General features: G+C 30.7%; 21 protein-coding genes and 1 tRNA gene. 3 read left to right on the top strand and 19 right to left on the bottom strand.

Annotated elements, in window-relative coordinates:
* Positions 1–46 precede the first annotated feature (46 nt).
* The 9 genes from P8F83_RS20645 to P8F83_RS20605 form a co-directional block, all read right to left on the bottom strand.
* Positions 47–814: an EFR1 family ferrodoxin gene (locus P8F83_RS20645; protein WP_326512481.1), complete on the bottom strand. Its 768-nt coding sequence runs from the start codon at positions 812–814 to the stop codon at positions 47–49.
* Positions 804–3,161, bottom strand: coding sequence for an ATP-dependent DNA helicase (locus P8F83_RS20640; RefSeq protein WP_326512480.1), 2,358 nt, complete (start codon positions 3,159–3,161; stop codon positions 804–806). Before P8F83_RS20640 ends, P8F83_RS20645 begins: the two co-directional genes overlap by 11 nt.
* A 235-nt stretch (positions 3,162–3,396) precedes the next feature.
* Entirely contained in the window at positions 3,397–4,569 is a 1,173-nt protein-coding gene (locus P8F83_RS20635; RefSeq protein ID WP_181602210.1) for an ABC transporter permease, read from the bottom strand.
* Entirely contained in the window at positions 4,566–5,282 is a 717-nt protein-coding gene (locus P8F83_RS20630; protein ID WP_326512479.1) for an ABC transporter ATP-binding protein, read from the bottom strand. The genes P8F83_RS20635 and P8F83_RS20630 overlap by 4 nt, the downstream gene beginning before the upstream one ends.
* Positions 5,283–5,294: 12 nt before the next feature.
* The gene (locus P8F83_RS20625; protein WP_326512478.1) at positions 5,295–6,611 is read right to left on the bottom strand and encodes an efflux RND transporter periplasmic adaptor subunit; all 1,317 of its coding nucleotides are present in this window, start codon (positions 6,609–6,611) and stop codon (positions 5,295–5,297) included.
* A 54-nt stretch (positions 6,612–6,665) separates the two neighbouring features.
* The gene (locus tag P8F83_RS20620; protein ID WP_326512477.1) at positions 6,666–8,420 is read right to left on the bottom strand and encodes a methyl-accepting chemotaxis protein; all 1,755 of its coding nucleotides are present in this window, start codon (positions 8,418–8,420) and stop codon (positions 6,666–6,668) included.
* Between the two features lie 30 nt (positions 8,421–8,450).
* On the bottom strand, positions 8,451–10,604 hold the full coding sequence (locus P8F83_RS20615; RefSeq protein ID WP_326512476.1) for a glycosyltransferase family 39 protein: 2,154 nt from the start codon (positions 10,602–10,604) through the stop codon (positions 8,451–8,453).
* 337 nt (positions 10,605–10,941) lie between these two features.
* Positions 10,942–12,345 (bottom strand): sensor histidine kinase, encoded by a 1,404-nt coding sequence (locus tag P8F83_RS20610; RefSeq protein WP_326512475.1) that lies wholly within the window; start codon positions 12,343–12,345, stop codon positions 10,942–10,944.
* A complete protein-coding gene (locus tag P8F83_RS20605) occupies positions 12,342–13,022 on the bottom strand; it encodes a response regulator transcription factor (RefSeq protein ID WP_326512474.1) in 681 nt (226 codons plus the stop codon). Before P8F83_RS20605 ends, P8F83_RS20610 begins: the two co-directional genes overlap by 4 nt.
* 234 nt (positions 13,023–13,256) lie before the next feature.
* Between P8F83_RS20605 and P8F83_RS20600 the strand changes: the two genes are divergently transcribed.
* The gene (locus P8F83_RS20600) at positions 13,257–14,831 is read left to right on the top strand and encodes a multicopper oxidase family protein (protein WP_326512473.1); all 1,575 of its coding nucleotides are present in this window, start codon (positions 13,257–13,259) and stop codon (positions 14,829–14,831) included.
* A 135-nt stretch (positions 14,832–14,966) separates the two neighbouring features.
* On the opposite strand, the gene P8F83_RS20595 is transcribed toward P8F83_RS20600, so the two are convergent.
* The 6 genes from P8F83_RS20595 to P8F83_RS20570 form a co-directional block, all read right to left on the bottom strand.
* Positions 14,967–15,797: a PTS system mannose/fructose/sorbose family transporter subunit IID gene (locus P8F83_RS20595; protein ID WP_021803656.1), complete on the bottom strand. Its 831-nt coding sequence runs from the start codon at positions 15,795–15,797 to the stop codon at positions 14,967–14,969.
* A 19-nt stretch (positions 15,798–15,816) separates the two neighbouring features.
* On the bottom strand, positions 15,817–16,605 hold the full coding sequence (locus P8F83_RS20590) for a PTS mannose/fructose/sorbose transporter subunit IIC (protein WP_073018961.1): 789 nt from the start codon (positions 16,603–16,605) through the stop codon (positions 15,817–15,819).
* 35 nt (positions 16,606–16,640) lie between these two features.
* On the bottom strand, positions 16,641–17,117 hold the full coding sequence (locus P8F83_RS20585; RefSeq protein ID WP_021803658.1) for a mannose/fructose/sorbose PTS transporter subunit IIB: 477 nt from the start codon (positions 17,115–17,117) through the stop codon (positions 16,641–16,643).
* 2 nt (positions 17,118–17,119) lie between these two features.
* Positions 17,120–17,557, bottom strand: coding sequence for a PTS sugar transporter subunit IIA (locus P8F83_RS20580; RefSeq protein WP_238907310.1), 438 nt, complete (start codon positions 17,555–17,557; stop codon positions 17,120–17,122).
* Between the two features lie 226 nt (positions 17,558–17,783).
* A complete protein-coding gene (locus P8F83_RS20575) occupies positions 17,784–20,570 on the bottom strand; it encodes a sigma-54-dependent transcriptional regulator (RefSeq protein WP_326512472.1) in 2,787 nt (928 codons plus the stop codon).
* A 94-nt stretch (positions 20,571–20,664) separates the two neighbouring features.
* Positions 20,665–21,258, bottom strand: a complete 594-nt coding sequence (locus P8F83_RS20570; RefSeq protein WP_286907566.1) for a DUF1836 domain-containing protein — start codon at positions 21,256–21,258, stop codon at positions 20,665–20,667.
* Positions 21,259–22,177: 919 nt separating this feature from the next.
* Here P8F83_RS20570 and P8F83_RS20565 point away from each other — a divergent pair.
* Positions 22,178–22,417 carry an AbrB/MazE/SpoVT family DNA-binding domain-containing protein gene (locus P8F83_RS20565; RefSeq protein WP_021803662.1) on the top strand — a complete coding sequence of 80 codons (240 nt, stop codon included), beginning with the start codon at positions 22,178–22,180 and terminating at the stop codon, positions 22,415–22,417.
* A gap of 83 nt (positions 22,418–22,500) precedes the next feature.
* Here the strand turns inward: P8F83_RS20565 and rsmI are convergent, their stop codons facing one another.
* The 4 genes from rsmI to P8F83_RS20545 form a co-directional block, all read right to left on the bottom strand.
* On the bottom strand, positions 22,501–23,340 hold the full coding sequence (gene rsmI / locus P8F83_RS20560) for a 16S rRNA (cytidine(1402)-2'-O)-methyltransferase (protein ID WP_326512471.1): 840 nt from the start codon (positions 23,338–23,340) through the stop codon (positions 22,501–22,503).
* Positions 23,333–24,097: a tRNA1(Val) (adenine(37)-N6)-methyltransferase gene (locus tag P8F83_RS20555; protein WP_326512470.1), complete on the bottom strand. Its 765-nt coding sequence runs from the start codon at positions 24,095–24,097 to the stop codon at positions 23,333–23,335. Before P8F83_RS20555 ends, rsmI begins: the two co-directional genes overlap by 8 nt.
* 103 nt (positions 24,098–24,200) lie before the next feature.
* Complete coding sequence (locus tag P8F83_RS20550; RefSeq protein ID WP_326512469.1) at positions 24,201–25,406, bottom strand: C40 family peptidase; 1,206 nt, start codon at positions 25,404–25,406, stop codon at positions 24,201–24,203.
* A 363-nt stretch (positions 25,407–25,769) separates the two neighbouring features.
* Positions 25,770–26,069 carry a hypothetical protein gene (locus tag P8F83_RS20545; RefSeq protein WP_021803665.1) on the bottom strand — a complete coding sequence of 100 codons (300 nt, stop codon included), beginning with the start codon at positions 26,067–26,069 and terminating at the stop codon, positions 25,770–25,772.
* Positions 26,070–26,206: 137 nt separating this feature from the next.
* Here P8F83_RS20545 and P8F83_RS20540 point away from each other — a divergent pair.
* Positions 26,207–26,282 (top strand) — tRNA-Pro (locus tag P8F83_RS20540).
* Positions 26,283–26,292: the final 10 nt, after the last annotated feature.

Genomic DNA, 26,292 nt, shown 5'->3' with positions numbered 1-26,292 from the left:
ATACCCACTTAAATTAATAATTTCTAAAATATAATATTTATTGTAATTATATTAATTCATTGGCTTTAATATATGGATTTCTGTATCTATTTTTATTTTGTGTGCTTTTTCCAAGGTTTATAGCCTTACTTGGACATATATTTATGCAAGCCATACAGTCTATACATTTTCCCGTCCATTTAGGATATCCTTCAACCATTTCTATATTATTTACTGGACATATTTTTTGACACATAGAACAAGATATACATCTTTCATCTACATTAAAGTTTTTGTCTTTTTCTTTATAGGAATCTTTCCATAAACTATAAAACTTTTTGTGAATTAAAGAATATCTTTTTGGTAAGGCTTTTATTTCTTTAGTTTTTAGTGTTTTTATAAATTCTTGAAGCTTAGAGGTGTTTTCTTCTATAGCCTTTTTAGCTCTTTCTTCTGTAGGATTTTTACCCATTCTGGTATAGTTTGAAATATATTTTATTATAACTGAATTTTTTATTTCTCCTTTATCCTCTAGAAGCGTATCTATTTCTATTAATGGGAAATTTGACTTACCTCCACCAGTAACTTCTACAGCAAATATATAAGCATCTTTGTTAATCTTTATTTTTTCTATAAAGTCTCTAACTATAATTGGCAGTCCATATGAATGTAGTGGAAATACAATTCCTATCCTATCTCCTTCATACTCAAATTTTCCTTCCTTCATAGCTTTAGGTATTGATATTATTTCACATTCTCCTAATTCATCTTTTATTTGCTTTGATACATACAAGCAATTTCCCGTAGATGAAAAATAAAATATCTTATTCTTCATTATTACTCCTCCAAAATTCTTTGACTTGTTTATTTATAGAACTGTTATCTTTGACTACTTTAAAATCTCTCCAACCTTCTGGCATAAGTTTAATATACTTTTCAGTTAAAAACCTATCATCAATTAATAAAACTGCACCCTTATCTTCTTCTCTTCTAATAACTCTCCCTACAGCCTGCATAACTTTATTAATCCCTGGATAAACATATGCATAATCGTACCCTGTTCCAACTTCATTAAAAAAGTCCTTAATTAGATTTTGCTCAAAAGATAATTGAGGGAGACCTACCCCTACTATTATTGCCCCTATTAAGGAATCACCTTTTAAATCTATCCCTTCTGAGAATATTCCTCCCATGACACATAAGCCTAGTTGTACCTTCTCCTTTGGTTTTTTAAACTTATCTAAAAAATCTTCTTTTTCTATCTCAGTCATATTTTCTTTTTGAGGTATATATATAATTTCATCACTAAGCTTAGTTAAAAGTTCCTCAGCTTGCTTCATATATCTATGAGACGGGAAGAAACACATATAGTTACCTTTTTTGCCTTTTACAAATTCTATTATCATAAGAAGTATCTTCTCTATTGTTGCCCCTCTATGTTTAAACCGTGTAGATATAGGCGCTATTAAAGTTAATAGATTTTCTTTTGGAAAAGGAGATGGTAAACTCATCTTATAGCTATTTTCCTCTCCTCCAAGAAGTTCTATAAAATAACTGCTTGGTGATAATGTTGCTGAAAATATAACCTTACTTTTAGCTCTATTCATTCCAGTTATAAGATTATCTCTTGGATTAATACAATAAAGCTTTAATATTAGTTCATTTCCATCAATAACAACCAGGCTTAAATAATTTTCATCATATAATTCACTCATATTTATAAAAGTATTTAACTCAAAGTAAACATCTAAAACCTCTTGATAATATTGAAAATCCCTATTATTTATTAGAAATTCATCACACTCTTTTAAATAGTCTCTAATATATTCGTATACCACATTAGGTTCTTCTGTTATAAACTCATTTTCTCCTTTCCCATCTCCCTCTTTTCTCAAAGCTATCAAAAAATTATTTATCTTATTTAATCTTCTTGTTAGCTTTTTTTCTCCCTTTAAAAGATTTTTAAGGTCCAAAATCTTTCTTTTACTTATAGCTGCTGAAAACATCTCTCTTCCTCTAGATACTAGATTATGAGCTTCATCTATTAAAAATATATAATCTTCTGTTCTTTCATCAAAAAATCTTTTTAAGTATACTCTAGGATCAAATGCATAATTATAATCCCCTATTATTACATCACACCAAATTGATATTTCTAAAGAAAATTCAAATGGACATATTTCATATTCCCTAGCATATGCTTCTATCTTTTCTCTTGTAAATTCATCTTCATTGTTAAGTATTTTAAATAAAGCCTCATTAACTTTGTCATAATATCCTTTTGCGTAAGGACATTCTTCTGTATTACATTTTCCCTCTTCACTAAAGCAGATTTTATCTTTAGCTGTTAAGGTAATGCTTTTTACTCTTAAATCCTCATTTCTTAAAATACTTATAGACTCTTCAGCTACAGTCCTTGTAATTGTCTTAGCTGTTAAATAAAATATTCTATCTGCCTGCTCTTCACCTAATGCCTTTATGCTAGGAAAAAGTGTTGATATGGTTTTTCCTATTCCTGTAGGCGCTTGTGCAAAAAGCATACCATTATTTCTTATGGTATTATAGATAACAACCGCAAATTCTCTTTGTCCTTGTCTATACTTAGGAAAGGGAAATGTTAAATCTTTTATAGAATTATTCCTAATTTCTTTCCACTCTAAAGTAAACTTTGCCCATTTTACATATTCGTCTACTACACTATTTACAAACTCCTCAAGCTCCTTAAGGTTGAACTCTTTAAGGAAGCTCTTTACTTCACTACTTTCTAGATTTATGTATGTGAGTTGTAACTCTATGTTTTCTAAACTATTTTCTATTAAATACATATATCCATAAAATTTAACCTGAGCCCAATGTAGTAAGTTATCTTCCTCTTGTATATCAATTAAATCTCTAGTTGTACTTTTTATTTCATCTATAATTATCTTTTCATCTAAATCTATTATCCCATCAGCTCGTCCTTCTACTGTTAATACTATATCTTCTCTACTAAATACATGCTTTAAATAAACTTCTTTTTTATAGGTTTCATAGATTTTGCTATTCTCTTTTTGTAAATATTGATGAGCTTTGGTTCCTTCTTGCGCCCTCTTGTTACCTGTATATCCGCTATCTATACTTCCTCTTCTTAAAATGAATTCAATAAGATTTCTTACAGATATTCTTAGTTCTTTTATATCCATGGTTATCCTCATTTAAGTATATTTGATCTGATGTCTAGCCACTGTAGCACTCCCATCCTATATTAAGTCGGGAGCTAACAGTGGCACGACCCTAGATAAGTTCAACTAAGATTCAGTTGGAGACCAAACTCCACCTGAATCAAGTTTCACTTGATACTTAATATTTTACCCTAAATAATAGCTATTAAAAAGGAAACGTACCAAAAACTTTTTGATACGTTTCCTTTATTAGAACTTATTCAAATCTCAATGCATCAATAGGATTCAATTTTGATGCTTTATTGGCTGGATATATGCCAAACACTACTCCAACTAAGAAGGAGAAAATAAATGCTCCTATTACTATATTATTAGAAATACTTACACTTAAGTTAAAGAAGTTTTGAGCCACATAAGCGCCTAAAAATCCTATTAAAACTCCAAAAATACCACCTAGTGTACTTATTGTAGCTGCTTCTATCAAAAATTGTGTTAAAATTACTCCTCTTTTAGCTCCTATAGCTTTTCTTATGCCTATTTCTCTAGTTCTTTCTATAACAGAAACCAGCATAATATTCATTATACCTATTCCCCCTACTACTAAAGATATTGCAGCAATTCCTCCAAGCATTGTAGTTAAACTTGAAGTAGTTGAGCTAGCTGTTTCTAAAAGACTTGTCTGATCCATTATTCTATAGCTATTTGTATTATTATCATACTTCTTATTAAGAAATAAGGTTAGATATGATTTTGCTTCACTAACACTGTCTTTATCTGTAGCTTCCGCATAAAATGTTTTTACAGTTGTAGTTTGTAACAATCTTTGAGCTGTTTGTAATGGAATTATTACCCTATCATCACTTGAACCTGTAGCACTTGTTCCTTGAGACTCAAGAACTCCTATTATTTTAAACTCAATACCACTTATATACATTGTCTTTCCTACAACATTTGTTGTTGAAAATAGATTTGTAGCTGTTTCTGAGCCAATTACTGCAACCTTATATCTATTCTCATCGTCATTATCATTAATGAATCTACCACTTGCAACTGCTAATTTTCTTATATCTGCATAGTTAGCTGTTGAAGCTTCAAGTGTAGTAGTTTTAGATGTTGTTCCTGCTTTAACATTTATGTTTCCTTGACTTAATGCAGGAGCTATCTCCTTAATACCTGGTTTAGTTTTTAATTCTTCAAGCTCCTCATTAGTAATGGCCTTAGTTCTATTTCCAGTTATACTAACTGTTATAAGATTGGTTCCAAGGCTTTCAATTTGCTCAGTTACCTGCTTTTTCGTTCCTTCTCCTATTCCTACTAATATGCTTACTGAAGATATTCCTATTATTATACCAAGCATAGTAAGAAAAGATCGCATTTTATTACTCCAAACAGATGCTAAAGAAATCCTAATTAGTTTTGAAATTCTCATATGCTTATTTCACCTACTTTCCAAGTATCTGAGGTGATTATTCCATCTCTTACGGTTATCATTCTTTTAGCCTCGGCTGCTATTTCCTTGTCATGAGTTATTATAATTATGGTATTACCTTCTTTATTTAAATCTTCCAACATATTAAGAACTTCTCTTCCTGTCTTACTATCTAAAGCTCCTGTAGGTTCATCTGCAAGTATTATCTGAGGTTCTGTTACCAAGGCTCTGGCTATTGCAACTCTTTGCTTTTGCCCTCCTGATAACTCATTAGGCTTATGCTTTAAATGGGTTTCTAGACCAACTTTTTTTAATGCTGACAATGCTTTCTCTTTTATTTCACGACTACTCATTCCTAAATATAAAAGGGGTAATTCTACATTTTCCAAAACATTTAATTTAGGCAATAAATTATAATTCTGAAATATAAAACCTATCTTTTTATTTCTTATCTCTGCTAATTTTGAATCACTACATTTTGTATTTAATCCATCTAATATATATTCTCCACCACTTGGTGTATCTAGGCATCCTATTATATTCATAAGAGTTGACTTACCTGCCCCAGAAGGCCCAACTATAGCTACATATTCACCTTTATTAATACTTAAGTTAATATTGTCAAGAGCTTTAAATTCACTACTTCCCATTGAATATATCTTATTTATATTACTCATATTAATTACTTCAGATTTATTAGTGTATTTATTCATTACCTCACCTCCTTAAGGTCTTTGTCCTCCTGATGGAGCTCCACTTCCACCACCCATTGAGCCGCCTCCCATAGAAGAGCCTCCCATAGATGCTCCTCCAAAGCTGCCTCTCTCACTTCTATTAGTATTAGTTGATGTAGTTGTTGTTGGCAAAGTAATAAGTAACTTTTCTCCCTCTGTTACTCCACTAACTATTTCTACATAACTCTCATTTTCTAGTCCTGTAGTAATCTCTACTCTTTGCCCTCTTGACTGAGTTCCTTCACTTTCACCAGATGAACTTGAAACTGTAACATATTTTTTGTCACTTTCTTTTGTTACAGCCTCAACTGGAACTACTAATGCGTCCTTTTTACTTTGTATTGCTATGGTAATATTAGCGTTCATACCTACCTTAATTCCTGTGGGTTCTTTTATGCCTAAAGTTACATCATAGGTAGTTACATTATTGTTGCTTGTACCTAATTGCGCTATAGCCTCAACTGTTCCCTCAAAGCTCTTATCACTTATTGCATCAAACTTAACTGTAGCTGTTTGTCCACTAGTTACTTTAGCTATGTCTAATTCATCTACAGCTACCTTAACTTTTATAGAATTTGGATCTATTATTGTTAAAACTGATTTAGATGCTTGTACATCATCCCCTGTGTTATAAGTTTTAGCAACTACAACTCCTGATATTGGTGAGGTAACTGTCATTTTATTATAATTAGCTAATGCTTTTTCATACTGCTCTTGGGCATTAGTTAATTGCGTTGTGTCTGCTGTTGAACTATTTTGAGCACTTTCTAATGTCTGTTTTTGTTTATCTAAATTATCTTGTGCAGTTTGTACTTTCCCCTTTAGTAATTCATCTGTGGGATTAGCTTGTAACGCTTTATTAGCGGAATCTAATTGAGATTGAGCATTTTTAACCGCAGTTTGCGCTTCTGATATTTTTGATGCTCTTTGATTATTAGAGGTTGTTATTGCTGCCTCTTGTTTTGACACATTGTTTTTAGCTGTTTCTAAAGCATTTGCAATGTCTTCACTATATGCTACAAAAAGAGTATCTCCTTTATTAACAGTATCTCCTACTTGAACATTTAAATTTTGTATAACCCCCTCATTGCTTGGCGTTACCTCTTTAGAAGTCCCTGCAAATGCACTTCCTGTTCCTTGTATATTTACTGATAAATCCATTTTAGATGCCGTTGCAGTTATATATCTACTACTTGCTGCTACAGCTTTATTAGTACCAAAAAACTTCTTATACCCGAAAATTCCTCCTGTAATAACTGCTACGGCAAGAGCTGCTACTATTAATGATTTAATTAATTTCTTTTTCACAGTAATTCCTCCTAAATTATTTATTGTTTATAATCACGTTTATTAACTTATAATCTATACCTTAAATCCAGAGGTTATTTTGCTTAACCTTCTAGACATTTCTAATAAATCTTCTGTGGTTTCCTCTATTCCATTCATGGTTTTAAGTTGTTCTTCTATACTAGAGCTTATGTTCTCAGTTCCTGATGCTATTTCATTTGAGGATAAAGCTATGTTATTTATTGCTTGCTCTATCTCTTTTGTGCTTTCCACTTGTTGAACATTTGCTTTGTCTATTTGCTCTATTTCTACAACTATTTCATTAACATTTTTAATGATATTTTGGATACTTTCACCTACTTCAGATGCCTTTTCAACACCTTTTGCAACTTTTTCTTCTACCTGATTTACTGAAGTTACTGCCGATGCCGATTTTAACTGATTATCCTTAACTAATTCATATATATCTCTAGCTGCCTTACTACTTTCATCTGCTAATTTTCTGATTTCGTCTGATACTACATTAAAGCCTTTGCCAGCCTCTCCAGCCCTTGCAGCCTCTATTGCTGCATTTAATGCTAATAGATTTGTTTGTTCTGATATTGATGTGATTATTTTTATAATATCTCCTATTTTTCTTGAGGAATAATCTAACTCATTTATTATCACTGAAACCTCTTTAGATGAACTTGCTATGTTTGTAATTGAAGATACTATCTCATCTATTTTGTTAGCTCCATCCTCTGCTGATTCTTTAACCTTTTTACTATTATAAGCAGTTTTTCTACTTGCATCGGAAGCCGCTTCTGAAAATCTTGCTGCCTCTGAAAGTCCTGCAGTTGTTTCTTCTGCTGATGCCGCTCCATCTGCTGCTCCTCCACTTATATCTACTACAGTCTTAGAAATCTCTTCTAAAGACTCTGTGGTTATTGCTGTTGCTTTACTTAGTTGTCCACTTGAAGACTCTATAACCTCAGCAGAACTAGCTACTTCTTTAATAATTGACTGTAATTTATCCATAAACAAATCAAAACTTTTACTCAATTGTCCTATTTCATCTTTACTTTCATAATTAATCCTTTGAGTTAAATCTCCATTGCTTTCTGAAACTTCTTTTAGCTTCCCAGTAACCTTTTTTACTGGCACAATTATTGATCTTATTATTACAATTGATAATAAAAGAGAAATGACTATACATATTACAACTATAGATATTAATATCATTACCGTTTTTTTATAATCAGCTTTACTATCCTGATAAGTATTCTGTGCTTCTAAAACATGATTGTTTATAACCTCATCAAAAGATTCAACTAAGGCTATCTTCGCCTCATCAAAAGCCTGCATATTATTAGGTGCTCCTCCAGCTCCATCTTGAGATTCTGGTGGAATTTGTCCTTCTAAATGTGATCCATTTTGCTGAATAAGACCACGTTGTTCTGCATTTTCAACAAATGTGTCCTTAGCTGCAATAAATGCGTCATAATTACTAAATAAACTAGAAAAATCCTCATCATCTTTATACTCAAGTAAGGCCTCATCTATATCAGATACCTTAGTTGCTATTGCATCTTTTATAGTTTTCTTCTCATCGTCATCACTTGCATCCATTAAAGAATTACCTTCATACCTGATATACTCAATATCTGATTTTATATTTTCTAGTTTTATAATTGGAGCAACTCTTTGTTCATTTAATTCCATAATTTTATTGTTTAATACTGTCAATTGTTTTACTGAAGTAACTCCTATTATGGTCAGGAATATTAAAAAACTTATAGATAACAAACTAATTTTTTGTGTCAATTTAACATTTTTGAAAAAATCCATTCTTTTCTCCTCTACTAAGCGCGTTACCTTCTATTTGCCAGGTTTTAAATCATACAATTCTATAGAATTCCCTCTACCAAAACCCTGATTTAATGTCTTATTTCCAGTGGTTGAAGTTTTAGTGTTATCCCACTTACTTTCTGGAACCAATACACCATTTTCTTGAACCCAAGACATTATTTCATTATTTCCACCTCTACCTTGGCCACCAGTTATGACATATCTGATTTCTCCTTTATTCACCAATTCTTTAAACTCATCTAAAGTTAATATCTGATCTGAGCCACTAAATCCTCCTAGAGTCATTACAGATTCACCTGTATTTATGATTATTTGTGAAGCTGTACCAGTAGCTGATTGTACTGCCACCAAATATTTTTCACTGGTTATATTGGATTTAAGGTAATCTACAAGCTTAGTTATATCTTCATTACCTTCTAAGGTATTTCCCATTCCTATCTCCTCAGTTCTCAAACTTAACCCTGCCGAAGGAAATGTTCCTGACATTTTATAAAACATTGTAGTTGATGACCAAACTAATGGTGTTATTAACAATCCTATTACCGATATTGATACTACAATTTTGTCTATTACTTTTTTATCATTATTTCTTAGTAAATTTAGTGCAATTAAAACTACCGAAGATACACCAGATAAAACAAATACTGTTATAGCTAATATTTTGCTTATATTATCACTACTATAATAAGAGAGGATTAATAGTTGAACTCCTGCATTAATTATAAGAGCTCCTGGTAAAAACCATGATTTCCAACCTCTATCTTTGTAAAGTTCCCACATAGATGTAGCACCTATACCTGTTAATGCTGCTATAGGGGGAGCAAGCATAGTTAAATAGTATGGATGAAATAACCCTGTTGTAAAACTAAAATATATAAATACAGGTACTAACCAAACAAACCATAGTGCTAATCCTAATTTCTTTTTGTTATCCAACTTTAAGTTTAATTTCTCCTTTATAGCGGCTGCTATAAAACCTATTAATGATAATGGAAATAACCATATTATTTGATCTGACAAACTGTTGTTTTGAAATAATCTTGTAATACCAGCTCCCTCTGAGCCTCCCATATTACTCGCTTGGCCACCACCAGCTCTCATGTTACCAAATCCCATACCTCCTTGAGATCCACCTTCTCTTTGAGGCATATTTCCACTTGAACCATCCGGTGCTTTACCTTCACCCATATTTCCTTCTCTTTCTGGATTACCTTGCATCATTTGTCCATTGGCTCCTTCTGGTGGTTGAGGCTTTTCACTATCTCCATTTGATGAATAATTTCCTGTTTGTGTTTCTTGCCCTCTATTCATAGCATCTTGAGGATTCATTTCACCAAATCCACCTAGTCCACTTCTATTTGAATTTGATGAACTTCCAAGACCAAGTCTCTCTAATCCGTTATGCCCTATTATCAATTCCATAACCGTATTATCTGTGCTGCTTCCTATAAATGGTCTATTCTCTTCTGGAACTAAATCTACAACAAAAGCCCAACTCAAAGAAGTTATTAAAAGAACTATGGTTCCTAATACTAAATGTCCTATCCTCTTTTTCCATGAAACTGCTGTAGATAACAAATATGTTATATATAAAGCAGGTACAATCATGTAAGCTTGAAGCATTTTTATATTAAATCCTATACCTACAAGAACTAAGCTTAAAATTAATAGTTTTAAATGTCCTTTTTCTGCAGCCTTTGATAACACCCAACATGCTAAAAGCAAAACTAATACTAAAAGATTATCGTTTGTATTATTTCTACTATCAGCCACAAAAATTGGAGTTATAGCAAGACACAAAGATGATATTAAAGCAGCTGGAATTCCGAAAGATCTCTTTACTATTTTATAAATAACCCATACTGAGATAACTCCTGCTAAAGCTTGAGGAAGAATTATACTCCATCCACTATACCCAAATATCTTTGCTGATAATGCCTGTATCATAAATCCTAAAGGTGGTTTATCTATAGTTACAAATCCTGCTGGATCAAATGATACAAAGAAGAAATTCTTTAAACTCATTGTCATGCTTTTAACACCAGCGGCGTAGTACTCATTCCCATAACCTTCAATACTTAAATTAAATAAACTTAAAAATCCTGATAATATTAATATTGGCACTAGCAGAAGTTCATTTTTTGATAGCTTTAACTTTCTCATTTATTCCTTCCCCCTTAGGTGATTCCTTACTAATTTCATATCTCACATTATAGACACTAATTGTAATGCTATTATCAAATAATTATGTGAAATTTATGTGATGATAAATCTTAGAAGAACTCACTTTATATGTTGGCCCTGTTTATATTCTCTATTTCTTTATTCACAGACCTATTTAAGTTAAAAATTTAAATATTATTGTACAAGTGTACAGATGTACACTTGTACAATTGTAAGATTATACATTTTTTTATTTGTACGTTTGTACAGTTGTACAATTGTACAAACGTACAATAAAAAAAGGTCTAAGTATCTTTTACTACTTAAACCTCATTCACTAAATTGGATATTTAATTATAAAACTTACACCCTCTTCTCTATTAACAGCTTTTATACTTCCGCCATAAAAGTCTACTATCTTTTTGGATATAGCTAATCCTAATCCAAAATTCCCTGTTTTATCTTTATAGAGTGTTTCAAATATATGTTCAATATTATCCTCAGATATATTCTGTCCGTCATTATAAAGCTCTATAATTCCATAATTTGCTTCTCTTTTAAGCTTTACTCTTATCTGACTTTTTGCATATCTTAATCCATTTTCTAATATATTTTCAATTGCAACTTTAACCTTTTCTTTATTACCTTTAATTATAATCCTATCAAGGTCAAGATCCCAATCAAGGTTGCTATTTACAACTTCAAACCTATTTATTATCTTTAAAAGAACTTCTTTTAAATCAAATTCTTCATTGTCAATATTATTTCCTAAAACATAATCTAATGTATTAAGGTATAATAACTGCTTTATTTTTTTCTCTAAACTAATTGCTTCTTCTTTTATTATTTCTGCAGTTTTCTCTACTGAATCTATATAAACACCATCTATAATAGCTTCTGCATGACTCATAATAACCATGACAGGTGTTTTTAAGTCATGAGATATACTTTGAAGAAAAGTTTTTTCTTCCTCGTCTATTCTCTTTAGTTCTATCTGCATCAGGTTCATAGCCTTTGCCAGTCTTCCAATCTCATCCTCACTTTTAATCATTATAGGCTCTTTCCAATCTTTTTGAGCTATTCTTACTGTATGATTTTCTAATTCCTTAAGGGGTTTTGAGATACGGTTTGCAACTACCTTAGCTGTAAAAAAGCCTATTCCAATAAATATAAGTCCTATAAACATAACCATGTATATTATTATATTATCTTCACTATTTGGCGTAAAAGATATTAAATATTCATTTTCAGAGGCATTTGTTTTAATAGAACTTATTACAAATATATATTTTCTATTATTAAAATACTCCTTAAATTCACTTTCAGTCATATCTCCTTTAGCAAAAGTAGCCATCCACTCTCTAAATCCCTCATCCTTTATTCCAGGGGGTACTATCCCCCTATTTCCCTCATTTACATTGCCTTCGTTTTGAGGGAAGAATTTTTCAGAAATCTTTCTTACACTTTCTATCTTTATATCTCCAGAACTACTCACCTTAGCAATAAAATGTTCACTTCCTCTTAGGTTTCTTAATTCATCAAACCTGTTAGGTTGAATAAAATTTTCGCTATCAATTATTGCATCATGAAAAACCTTTAGATCCTGCATCTTATTGGCTTCATTTATGGTTCTGTAGGCAACTAAATATACTATTGAAATACTACATATTATAACTAAAATTACTGCTGTAAATGTAGTCCATATTCTCATTGTTAATGATTTAAATCTTAATTCCCTCATGACTTATATACCAACTTATATCCATAGCCATACACAGTCTCTATATTTAACTTATCAACTTTCTTTCTTAATCTCCTTATAGTATCATCAACAACTCTATCTGAACCGAAATAATCATCTCCCCAAACATTTCTAAGTATTTGGTCTCTAGATATTAAAATGTTTTTATTTTCAGCTAGATAATTAAGTAATTCAAACTCCATTTTAGTTAATTGAATCTCTATTTCACCAAGGAAAACTGTTCTTTGCGTTTTACTAATAACATAGTCTCCTATGGTTATTGATAATTCTGATACTCGCTCTTTTTCATCACCATAAATTCTCTCCATAAGTTTATTAGTTCTTATAACTAACTCCCTAGGTAAAAATGGTTTAGATAAATAGTCATCACTTCCTAGCTCAAGTCCAACAACTCTATCAAGCTCTTCATTTCTTGCTGACATAAATATTACCGGAGTATTTTTATTATTATCTTTTATCTTTTTTATAAGCTCATACCCATCTGCTCCTGGAAGCATTATATCCAGTATCCATAAATCTGGCATATCCTTTATTTTTTGTAGAGCACTATCTCCATCTAGAAATGTCGTTACTTTATAACCTTCTAGTTGTAGATATCTTTCTAATAAAATATTTAAACTCTTTTCATCCTCAACAAGATATATAGTCTTATCCATTATTATCACCCCAGAATTTATCTTATTAAATTACATTTTTATTCTAACATATAAATTTCTAATCATTTTAGATATATTATGTGAAGATTATGTGTTTTTCATTATTTAGCTATACATATTTATCTCTAAAAAAGTCATATTGTCAAATTTATGATAATAATATCACACATTGTCGTTTAATTCATATTATATATTGCAAAAGAGACTAAATTTATCTAAAAGGATGTGCTTATTTTGAGTAATGAATTTTATATTGATAGCACAAATAATGAAATAGTAGATCCATCGAATCCTGATACTATTCCTAAGTTTACAGATAAACTTCCTCGCCCACCTGTAATGAGACCTCTTATAGAAAACGGGAATGTATATTATGAGATCGAAATGAAAGAAAGCTATCATTCTTTTCATAAACAATTTCCTCTCACCTATATATGGGGTTATGAGGGGATTTTTCCTGGACCTACAATAGAAGCTGTAAAAGATAAGTCAATATGGGTACGTTGGATTAATAATCTTCCTTCAAAGCATTTTTTACCTGTAGACCGCACTCTTCATGGTGCTTCAGATTCGCCAGAAGTAAGAACCGTAGTTCATCTTCATGGTGCTAATGTTGACTGGGAAAGTGATGGACACCCTGATGCTTGGTTTACAAAAGATTACACCTTTACTGGGAAAACTTTTAAGAGAAAGGTTTATAGATATACCAATCATCAGCCTGGTACCTTAATGTGGTATCACGATCATAGTATGGGAATAACTAGATTAAATGTTTATGCAGGTCTTGCTGGACTTTATATTCTTCGTGACCCACTTGAAAAGAGATTAAATATTCCTAAAGGCAACTACGAAATCCCTTTGATGATTCAAGATAAATCCTTTAACAAAGATGGTTCTTTATTTTATCCAGATTCACCACCATTCCCAGTGGATGTAAAACCATCAGTAGTTCCTGCATTTTTAGGTAATACAATTGTAGTAAACGGTAAGGTCTGGCCATATCTTAATGTTGAACCTAGAAAGTACAGATTTAGAGTTATTAATGGCTCAAATACCAGAGGATATGCTCTAAGTTTATCTAATAAACAAAACTTTTATCAGATTGGTACAGACGGAGGATTGTTACACCATCCTGTTACACTGGACTCAATAGAATTAGAACCAGCTGAAAGAACTGATATAATAGTTGATTTTTCTAACTTAAAGGGAGAAACTATTACTCTAAACAACGAATCTCCAGATCCAAACATTAGCGTAATAATGCAATTTAGAGTATGTCTACCTTTAAGAGGAGAAGATAAGACTGAAATTCCTCATGAACTAACACCACAAAGTCATTTAACTGAAGACTTAGCTGATAATTCTAGAATATTGACATTAAGTGCTTCAACAGATCATTACGGTAGACCTATGCTTATGTTAAATGATCGTATGTGGAGTGATCCAACAACTGAAAAACCTGAATATGATAGTATAGAGATATGGAATATATTAAATTTAACTACTTTTCCTCATCCTATTCATATTCATTTAGTTCAATTTAAAATATTAGATAGGATTCCTTTTGATGTTTCTTTTTATCAGGAAACAGGTAAGATTAAGTATACTGGACCACCAGAAGCTCCTAGAAACTTCGAAACTGGTTGGAAGGATACTGTTAAAGTTTTTCCTGGAATGATAACAAGATTAATCATGCATTTTAAAGATCATTCTGGGGATTATGTGTGGCATTGTCATATATTAGAGCACGAAGACCACGATATGATGAGACCAATTAGAGTATTAAAAGATTCTATAGCAATAGAATAACTTTTTAAGTAAAAGCCACTATAAAATTATAATGACTCAGACTTTTAATTCTCCTATAATGTAAAAAACCTTGGAAAATACTTATTTTAGTATCTCCCAAGGTTTCTAAAAATTAAACGTAGTGAAAATTTAATCTTATAGACCTAATAATCCTATAGCATATCCAATTATACCTACTGCGAATAATCCGAAGATTAACCATATTGGACTTACTTTTTTCTTTAATAATCTCATGCAAAGGAATGTTAATCCTAATGCTAATAATCCTGGTAATAAAGAATCTAAAACACTTTGAACAGTTGTAACTGTTACTTCTCCAGCAGCATTAGTAACTCTTGAAAGTTCAAATGGAACCTTTATAGATGTCCATCTAGCAACTAAAGCACCCATTATGAATAATCCAAGTATTGAAGCTCCTTCAGTTAATTTTTGTAGCTTATTACCAGCTAAATCTTTAACTATGTTAGCACCAACTTGATATCCATAAAATTGTGTAATCCATCTAAATCCTAAACGAACTACATTCCATAAAACGAAGAATAATATTGGTCCAAGTAAGCTACCGCCAGTTGCTATTGAAGCTCCTAATGCAGCAAGTACAGGTCTTAAAGTACCCCAGAATATTGGATCACCAACTCCTGCTAAAGGTCCCATTAAACCAACCTTAACTCCGTTTATAGCTCCATTATCTATATCTGCACCATTAGCTCTTTGCTCTTCCATTGCACAAGTAACTCCTAATATAGGTGATGTTACAAATGGTTGAGTATTAAAGAACTCTAAGTGTCTCTTTAAAGCATCTTTTTGTTCCTCTTTAGTTGTATATAACTTCTTAAGAACAGGATTCATTGCATACGCATACCCTATAGCCTGCATTCTTTCAAAGTTCCAAGAACCTTGATGAAAGTTTGAACGAAGGAATACACTAATTAAATCTTTTTTAGTTAATTTTTTTTGTTCACTCATTCCTATTTCCTCCTCCTTCTTAATCTAACACATCATCATCAAAGTCATCACTTGCAGATGCAACTTGCACTGCTCCATTATACTTTGGTGATAATTGTAGATATAGTAAAGCTAAAATTGTTCCTAATATACCTAGAGCTACTAGATTATAGCTTGAGAATGAAGCTACAACAAATCCTAAGAAGAACATAGGCATTAAGTGTTTAGCACCCATCATGTTTATAACCATAGCGTAACCAACTACAACTATGAATCCACCTGCAACTTGAAGTCCTTTTGTAACAACATCTGGAATTGCATTTAGCATATTTGTTACTTGATCTGTACCTGCAAACATAGCAACTATTAATACTGGTATAGCTACACGAAGTGCTTGGATAACCAATCCACCTAAATGACACATATCTACTCCAGCAAAGTTAGCTTCTTCAGCATATTTATCAGCTCTGTGTTGTAAACCAACTGATAAAGTTCTTGCAAATATTGTTAAAACTTGACCAGCAGCAGCTAGTGGTATAGCAATAGCTATTCCTTCTGCAATGCTTTGTTTAGAAACTATTACTAAAATTGTGGATATACAGCTAGCAAGTGCAGCATCTGGTGCCATAGCTGCTCCTATATTCATCCATCCTAAAGCCATTAATTCTAATGTTCCACCTAATATAATACCGGTTTTCATATCTCCTAATATAAGTCCTATAATTGTACATGATATCAAAGGTCTGTGTGTTTGGAATTCATCTAGAACTGAACCAATACCTGAAATACATGCCCATGCTACAACAAGAATAATTTGTAAAGCATTCATAATTTTCTTCCTCCCATTTCTTTAATTCTTTAATTTTATAGTGGTAATTTATCTTTTAATAGAACCTTAGAGTCAGATGCAACAACTCTTATTTCTAATTCTATTCCCTTTTTGTTTAACTCTTTGAAAGATGAAATATCTTGATCATTTACAGAAATTGCTCCAGTTATTTGTTTCTTTCCTTCTTTAAATGACATTCCTCCAATATTTACACTTTCAATACCTACTCCAGCTTCAACTAATCTTAAAACATCTGTAGGATTAGTAAATAATAATAAAGCTTTAAAATCATTTTTAGGGTTATTGTATACTCTTATAGCTTTATCAACATTTAAAACATGTGCTTTTATTCCTGGAGGAGCTACTTGCACTAATAATGTACTTCTAAGCTCATCCTTTGCTACCTCGTCACTTACTACTATTATTTTTTCACACCCAGTTACCTTCGACCAAACTGTTGCTACTTGACCATGTATTAATCTGTCATCAATTCTAGCTAAAACTATTTTCATAATTATAGAACCTCCTCATCATCATCGTTAATGTTTTTATTTATTATAAGACCCTCTTTAAACGGTCTAATGGACTCTTTACCTGAATTCTCAGCTATCTTTACAAGCTCACTTATAGAACTAGATGTTCTCGCTCCAAATACCTCAAGTAACATAGGTAAATTTACGCCTGTAACTATATCCATATTTTCATTTTCTACAACTATCGATGTAGCTGCATTAAATGGGCTTCCTCCAAAAAGATCTACTAAAAATATTAACCCATTCTCTATATCTAAAGCTTTTATAGCTTCACTATACTTTCTAGTTAAATCTTCAGTTCCTTCTCCTGGCATAAAGGTTATATATTCTACATTTTCCTGTTTTCCAAAAATCATTTCTGAGGACTTAACTAACTCTTCAGAAAATCTTCCATGGGTTGCAACAACTACTGCTGGCATAACCGCTCCTCCTTTTAGAACTTTATATTCTTATTTTATATACTAATCTATTTTGTATACGTTATTTATTATAGCAATATCCATGCCAAAAAAAGTGTATCAATGAATGTAAGCCATTTCAACTAAGAAATATCACTGCTTTGATACTTTCTTATGATGAAAAATACATTTTGATACACTTCTATTTATAAGCTAATACACTTTTCTTATTTTTTCTAATACTGTATCAAATTATTTCACAAATATGATACACTTCATCTTCTGTTAGTATTATTCTGAGACTATCTTCGAATACTTTTACTGAATTTTTAACAGCATCTAAACAATTTGCAGTAAAATTCTTTTCTCCTCTATAAGTTAATCCTGAATTTAATACCATTCTTTCTATAGCGCAAGCAACATGTATTATTAATCTAAGCTGTTCTGCATTAGATAAATTTTTATTTAAACCTTCCTCTAACAATCTAATAAAGTCCATCAAAAGCCCTATAATCTTTTTAGGATTAAGATATGTTAAATACTCTTCTAAATTTTCTTCACACAATTCTCTAATTAAAAGGCTCCTACTTTCCTCTTCTCTTACTTCCACACCAGATATTATTCCTCTTAATACATTTGCACCACTTCCACCTATAAAGGATTCAAGTGAAATAAATGGTATATCTTTACCTACATTTTTAACCCCTACTATAGCAATAACATTTTTTGTACTCTCAAGATTTTTTACATTTTCTTCTGCACCTTTTATACCTATAGGGATAACCTCTATTTCTTCAACTGAAATATCTTCAATTATATTCTTCACTATCTCTTTAAGTTTCTCTGCTGTTCCAACTCCAGAAGAACATACGGTTATAACTGTTTTAGGCTTTGAAGAACCTTGTTTATTAGAGTTGGTATTTATAATATTACTGTATCCATTAAATTCTCTTAATGAAAAATATATTTCATCCAACTCTTCTGAAAATAAATGTCCTTTTCTAACAGCTTCTATAACTAAAGGAGTGGACACCATATCTAAAGTTCTAGTTTTTATATTTGTCCTCTCCTGTATTATCTGCCCAAAGGTTACTAGGGAACCCATGTCTACCATTAGAAGTACACCTTTTCCTTCGTTCATTTCAACAACTTTTTCCGTAACCTCTTCTAATATACTTTGTGGGCTAACATCAAGTGGCATATCCACCGCCTCAATAGGTCCTTCTTTGCCGAGTAAGTCTACTGCTACATTAACCATACTTAAGGCAGTACTACTTCCATGAGCAATTACTAATATACCTACTTTCTCACTAATAACCTTTTCTTCTTCTAAATTCTTTAATAACATGGCTAAATATATAATTTCTATTTTAGGGACTTTAACTCTAAATTTGTTTTCTATTTTATTCGCTATATCCTCCGCAACTACATACTCCTGCCCATCTTCATCTATGGAATAACCCATTCTATCTATTTTTTCCTTTGTTAAATGATCATCAGCTCTTTGTTTTAAAAATACACTTAAATGCAAACTTACAGCATATACAAATCTTTCCCCATATGTTACATTTAGCCTATCTTCAGTAAACTTTTTTATATATTGTGTAAATTCAAATACATCATTATCTACAATAGATAAAAGTTTTTCTTTTACATTATTATCTTTTCTAATTTTTTTGTAGAAAGTTTTTAATTGGGCATCAATATCTTTCATGACCAAATCATGAATTACTTCTTTATTCATACCTTCATTTTTAAGAATTTCAGATTTATCCTCTATAATTCTATATAAATTAAATGGAAGCTCATAATCATCATTTTTTAATAAACTAATCTGACCCTTAGGACTAATAATCATATTATTATCTATAATAGATGAAATTTCTTCGAAGTCTTTCCTATTATCAGAAATAACAAAAAGCCCTTTTTGAATATTAGGAGGTATGCTTTCAATATTAATTTCTATTGCGTCTCCTGATTCTAAACTATTTAAAAATGCAGTTGCACATATCAATTGTATATTCGACTTTAGCTTACCTATGTTCCCTGTATAAGAACTACCAATCAAGGCTTTTATAACTTCCCTAGCTACTATAACCTTTTTATTTACTCTATTGGCTTCAGCTGAAAACATATGTTTTATAAGTTCCAGTCTTTCTTCTAATGGTCTTTTCTGAAGCGATGGTATTGTAATTGTTACTGGTATTCTTCTTAAAAAAGTTGCTAACAATGATGACTTAGGTTCTTCAGTAGTTGCTCCAATAATAAGTACATTTGCTCTTCTTTTTCTATCGCTTTCTCCTAATTTATTGTAAGTTCCAGTGTCCATGAAGTAGAATATCATTTCCTGCCCTTCTGGACTTAATCTATGAATCTCATCTAAAAATAATATTCCTCCATCTGCCTTTTCTACGATTCCCTCTTTTTCTGTATCTGCACCTGTAAAAGCACCTTTAATATGTCCAAATATATGAGAAAGAAGTAGTTGAGGATTATTTCCATAATCAGCACAATTAAAAACTATAAAAGGTGCATTATCTTTAAATCTTTTAGAGAATTTAGCATAGTTAAACATCATATTTGCGAATAAAGTTTTCCCTACCCCAGTTTCTCCTAATATTAATGTATGTAGTCCATTTGGAGGATACATTATCGCTGCCTTTGATTGATTTATAGCTTGTTTTAAACTCCCCTCAGCTCCTATTAAGTAATCAAAAGGTGAATTAGTCATCTTACTTTCTTCACCAAATAATTCACTAAGCTCTCGTATCTCCACTTGCCTCTCTACTATTTCTACATTTAATAATTCCTCTAACCTTCTTTTGCTGAAATATTTAACAGGTCTTTCTTTTATCTTAATCACCAAATCTGATTTATATAGTTCATTTAATTCTTTGCTTACATTATTCCTTAATATATCTAATCTATCCGCTATCTCTATTGCAGAAAACCCTTTAAGTTCCTTAAAATCTTCTACAGTAAAGTCTTTAGTTTCATTCATTAAAAAATTATAGATTTTATCTATTCTTTTCATTGTTTCAATGATCACTTCCTTCTAATTGGATATACTAATAATAGCATTAATTCCAAAAAAATAAATCCTCAAAATATCGAGGATTTATTGAAATTTATTTTTCATTATATTCATTTACTATTTTCTGCACTAATTTTTTAATAACACTTGCTTGCGCAATCAAAGATAATACTAATAAAAATATCTTTATTCTTTCTTCATCTTTGTCTTCCAGATTTAAGTCTTTTACTATATTTTCTAATTTTGAATCATGTAATACAGATGAATTTTTTATATCATTAAAACTTTCACTTTGTATATCTGAAAATATTTTATAAGCAGACTCCCAGTCAATTATATCATCTGCTCTAAGATTTATTTCATTAAATGCTAGTTTAAATACCTTTTTTATTTCCTCTGTAGTAAGTACTGGTCTCATATAACTAAGTAATACTAATTGTGCTAAATGAACTTTAGTATATCCTCTTTTTTTACCATCTTCTGGCTTAGTTATAACTTCACTTTTTATATAGTTCTGAACTATATTATTTGTATATTTATCGTCAACAAATTTATCATTTAAGTAATCTATAACTTGTGATAAAAATAAATCATATTTAGGTAAATCATCATAAGATATCATACTATTTTTAGACATCTCTTCTGCCAACTTCGCAATGTATTCTTCATCAAATCTTTTTTCATCCATAAGAGTACCTCCACATTAAAATCCACTATATCTGTTATTATATAGTATACCAAAACTCTTTACAAGTTATCATCAATTTATTAATAATATTTTATTTTAATAAATCCTTATTTTAAGACCCTTAGAGTTACAATCCACAGTTATAAACAAGTTATCAACATATATTGTGGATAACTTCAAAAATTATGTGGATATAAATTTATTACATCCATTTTTATCCACATAATTCACATTTACCCTGTGGATTATCTGTTTATTACTTGTGGAACACCTGTTGAATAATTAGCTATTTATCAACAATTTTCTCTAATATGCTTTTGTCAATATAAATACTTCAACAAATAATTTTTTATAAAACATGAGTTTTTATATTTTTTTAATATTTTGATTATAATAATAAAAAAAATTTATATATATTGTAATGAATTATATAATAAATTGTTACATAAAATAACTATCTTAGTATTATTCGTCAAACTAACTAATTATTTATTTATATTTCTGTAACTTATACTTTTTATTGACATATAATATATAGAATCATTGTTAATATAATCCTTATTTTATATACACTTTCGACATATAATTTTTATTTATGGTAAGTTATTACTTTTTTATCACAGAAATTTAATTATCTAAAAATATTATTATTCTTCATATATCTAACTATATTATATCCCTAGAACCCTTATAAATACTTATTTTATTCATTTCATCTATATAATATTATTACCATTTATTTGAAAACTATACTATTGACATTTCAATTATTTGGTATTATATTAATCTTAGATGTTATTTAAGTAAGAAATTTGTAAATATTGCAGTTATTTAGAGAAAATGTATTGACTTTAAATTACATCTTTGCTAATATTAATATACGAAATGTCGAATGTTGTAAAACGAGGAGGAAATTTATATGAAATCAACAGGTGTAGTAAGAAGAGTTGACGAGTTAGGAAGAATAGTTATTCCAATAGAGCTAAGAAGAACATTAGATATCGCTGAAAAGGATGCTCTAGAAATATATGTAGACGGTGAGCAAATCATATTAAAGAAATATGAGCCAGCTTGCATATTCTGCGGAGATGCAAGAGATGTTACTAACTACAAGGGAAAAAATATATGCAAGAACTGTATGGCTGAATTAAAAAAATAATTAACATTATTTTTAATCCATAAATAAATCAATATGTATATATGGTTAAAAAAGCACTTCAACCCCAAGAAGTGCTTTTTTTATTATAGATCAGTTGAATATTTATATACCTCTGACTTAGGCATACTTCTTTCTTTTGCAACTAATTTAATTGCTTCTTTTTTACTATATCCTCTATCTACATAAAGTATTATATGTTCTTCCACTGTAGTGTTTTCCCATTTAGCCTTTTGTTCTAAGTCTATTTCCTCTTGACTTTTCCCTTCAATTACAACTACAAACTCTCCTCTTGGGTTATTTATATTAAAATGCTCTATAACCTCTGAAATTGATCCACGTACTATTTGTTCATGAAGTTTAGTTAACTCCCTACAAATAGCCACTTTTCTATCTCCTAATTCATCATGAAGAAAACTTAAGGTTTCTTTAATCCTGTGTGGAGCCTCATAAAATACCAGTGTTTCTTTATGGTTTTTTATTTCACTAATTAATACTCTTCTTTCTTTATTTTCTCTAGGTACAAAACCTCTAAAAGTAAACTTAGTTGTATCTAATCCTGAATTAACTAACGCTGTTATTATTGCAGTTGCCCCTGGTAATACTTCAAATTCAACTTCTTCTTCTATACATCTTTTAATAATCACACTACCAGGATCAGATATCCCCGGAGAACCAGCATCACTAACTAAAGCTACAATTTCTCCACCTCTTACTCTATTTATTATCTCTTCTGATTTCGTTAATTCATTATGTTGATGATAACTTATCAGTTGTTTTTTGATATTAAAATGATTAAGAAGTTTTATTGTTTGTCTAGTATCTTCAGCCGCAATAACATTACACTCTTTCAAAACATCTAAAGCTCTTATAGTTATATCCTTTAAATTACCTATTGGAGTAGGTACTATATATAATTTACTCATTATCTTTCTCCCTTCCATATATACGCTCTATTTCCTCGCTATAGCCTCCACAATCATTATATACATACAAAGGTGCTTCCCACTTAAGAAAGGCCCCTCCATCCCTCTGCGCCTCAATTAACACTATATTGGGAGGTTTTTTTGTATTGGGTTGAATCATTCTAATTCTTTTAGGTTCTATTTTATGCTTTCTCATCAAACATAAAATATCCGCCAATCTTTCTGGTCTATGTACCATATATAATTTGCCATTATCTTTTAGTAAAATCCTGGCGCCTATTATTACATCCTCTAATGAGCATAAAATTTCATGTCTAGCTACAGCAAGTTTATCACTGCTATTTATTATTCCTGAAGAATTAAGTTTGTATGGGGGATTTACTGTTATAACATCAGCTTTCTCTATTGTCTTCATAAGCTTTATATCCTTAATATCCCCTTTAATAAACTTTACTTTCTCCTGTGCATTATTTATTTCTACACTTCTTTTTGCCATTTCGACAAATTCTTCTTGTATTTCAATACCGAGAATACTCTCAGGAGATTTTTTCCCATATATTACAAATGGTACTATTCCTGTTCCAGTACAAATATCAATTACTCTATGCTTTCTTTTTACTTCTGCAAAATTAGCTAATAGTACCGCATCTATCCCAAATCTAAAGGCTTTCTTTTTTTGAATAAGATGAATTCCATTAAGCTGTAGGTCATCAAGGGTCTCATCATCTTTAATAAATCTATTTATATCCAAATTCATCACACTCCAAATATCTATTACTTATCCATTATAAAGATTAATTATAAAAACTTCAAAAAAAATTAAGAGGATGTTTTAAACACCCTCTATAATAAACTATATTCTATTTTACTCTTCTAGCTGCGTAGAAGGTCCAAATATTAGATACTTTGACTACATCTCCTGTTTGAGGAGCATGAATCATTTGTCCATTACCTACATATATACCTACATGGTGGGGACTAGTAAAGACTAAATCTCCCACCTGAAGGTTAGAATAACTCACTGGAGTCCCATTACCAACTTGAGCATAGGTATCTCTTCCTATAGATATACCGGCTTGTCTAAACACATATTGAGTAAATCCTGAGCAATCAAATACGTTAGGACCAGTAGCTCCATAAACATACGTGGAATTTAATTTACTATAAGCTATAGAAAGAATTGCTGAATCCGATGCAGATCCTGCTCCACCACCTCTGCTTAAGCTTGGTGCTGTTTTTTCTTGTACTAAACTTTTAGCTTTTTCTATTAAGTCAACTAATTCATTATCAGCTTGAGAACTCTTGACAGTCTTTCTAAGGGATCTTAATGTTGTTATAGCATTATTTAAATCATCAACTGAACTACTTGAATTATTTACTATATTAGCAAAAGGCCTATATAGATTTCTTTCAACTGTAATTAAATCATCAGCTATCTTATCATATTCAGCTTTAGCTTGATCAACATAAACTTGTTGTTCTGCTTTTTTAACATTTAGTTCTTCTAATTTTACTTTATTATCTTTATTTAAATCTTCAAGTTCTTGAATCTTAGTTTTCAACGTCGCAATGTGTTCATCATATTCTTTTTTCTTTTCATTAAGCTCATCTATGATTTGCTTATCTAAGCTCATTATCTTACCAACTGCCTGAGCCTTAGAAACAAAGTCTCCTAAGCTATTAGCACTTAATAAAAGTCCTATGTAGCTTTCTTGTCCACCTGATTTGTATAGAGCTCTCATTCTAGCTCCAAAAACCTCTTCTTTTTCAGCTAATTCCTTTTGACTTTTTTCAATTGCTTTTTTAGTATCATCAATTTCTTTATTTGTATTTTCTATCTTAGTATTATTTTCCTCCATAGCTAACGCTATTGGTTGAATTTGTGCATCTAATTCATCTACTTTATTCTTTAACTCCGAATACTTACTTTTTGCATCTGCTGCCTTTGCACCCTTTTCGTTAAGTTCCTGCTGTTGCTGTTCTGTTAAAGGTTCTGCCCATACTTGTACACCTGTTCCGAATACTAGCGAGGCTGCAAGTAAAGCTGATATTGCCTTCTTCTTCATAAACACCTTGGCATTACTAATCGAATAAGTAATACCTTCCCCCCTTCAATTAATTAGTAAACTGTTATAAGTATAACACTTTTCCTATTTACAACCAATCCCAATTCGTCCAATAATCAAAATTTTACAATTTATTAAAAACTGCCACAACCTATTCAACATTAAAGTTGTCAGATAAAATGTTTACAGTCCATTGTATTTATAAATACAAACATATCGTGAACAAAATATTATTAGTTGTTTTACCTATTATAATTCTATGCTCCATGTAAGTATATTATAATATTTAGTTAAATATCAAGCGTAAAGTGCTACAAGTCAAAAGACCTTGCTTATTAATACATAAACAAGGTCTTTAATTATTTATTTATATTTAGCACTTAGTCTTCCTTGAATTAATCCAGCTGATATCATAATTACAGCATAAGCTCCCACTATGTACAATGAATACTCTTTAAAAAAGTAATCCACAACTCCTAATAGTACACCTATTCCCCCTAAGCATAAATTAAAAAACGCATTAAATCTAACATAAGCTGTTTTATCATTAGCGATACTTGCACTCTCTATAATACCTCTTACTTTTTTACTTAACAAAATGCTTGTTCCTAATATTAAAAACCAAAGGCTCGCTAGTACCATGATTACAGTAGTTCCTCTCATAGCAATTTACCTCCCTTTATTTTATAAACTAAAGGTATTATATACACTGTATAAATAAAAGTAAATACAGTATTAGAATATTTTTCTTAAAATTATTGACATCTTTAAAGAAACTATTTATAATAATCTATGTGCTACGGGGTGTAGCGCAGATGGGAGCGCGCGTGGTTTGGGACCATGAGGTCGCAGGTTCAATCCCTGTCACCCCGACCAAAAAAAGAAT

Origin of the sequence: Clostridium intestinale, assembly GCF_035905475.1 — a bacterium.
GTDB lineage: Bacteria > Bacillota > Clostridia > Clostridiales > Clostridiaceae > Clostridium_T > Clostridium_T intestinale.
Note: the sequence above shows the minus strand (reverse complement) of the source record. Positions and strands in the feature narration are given on the sequence as shown.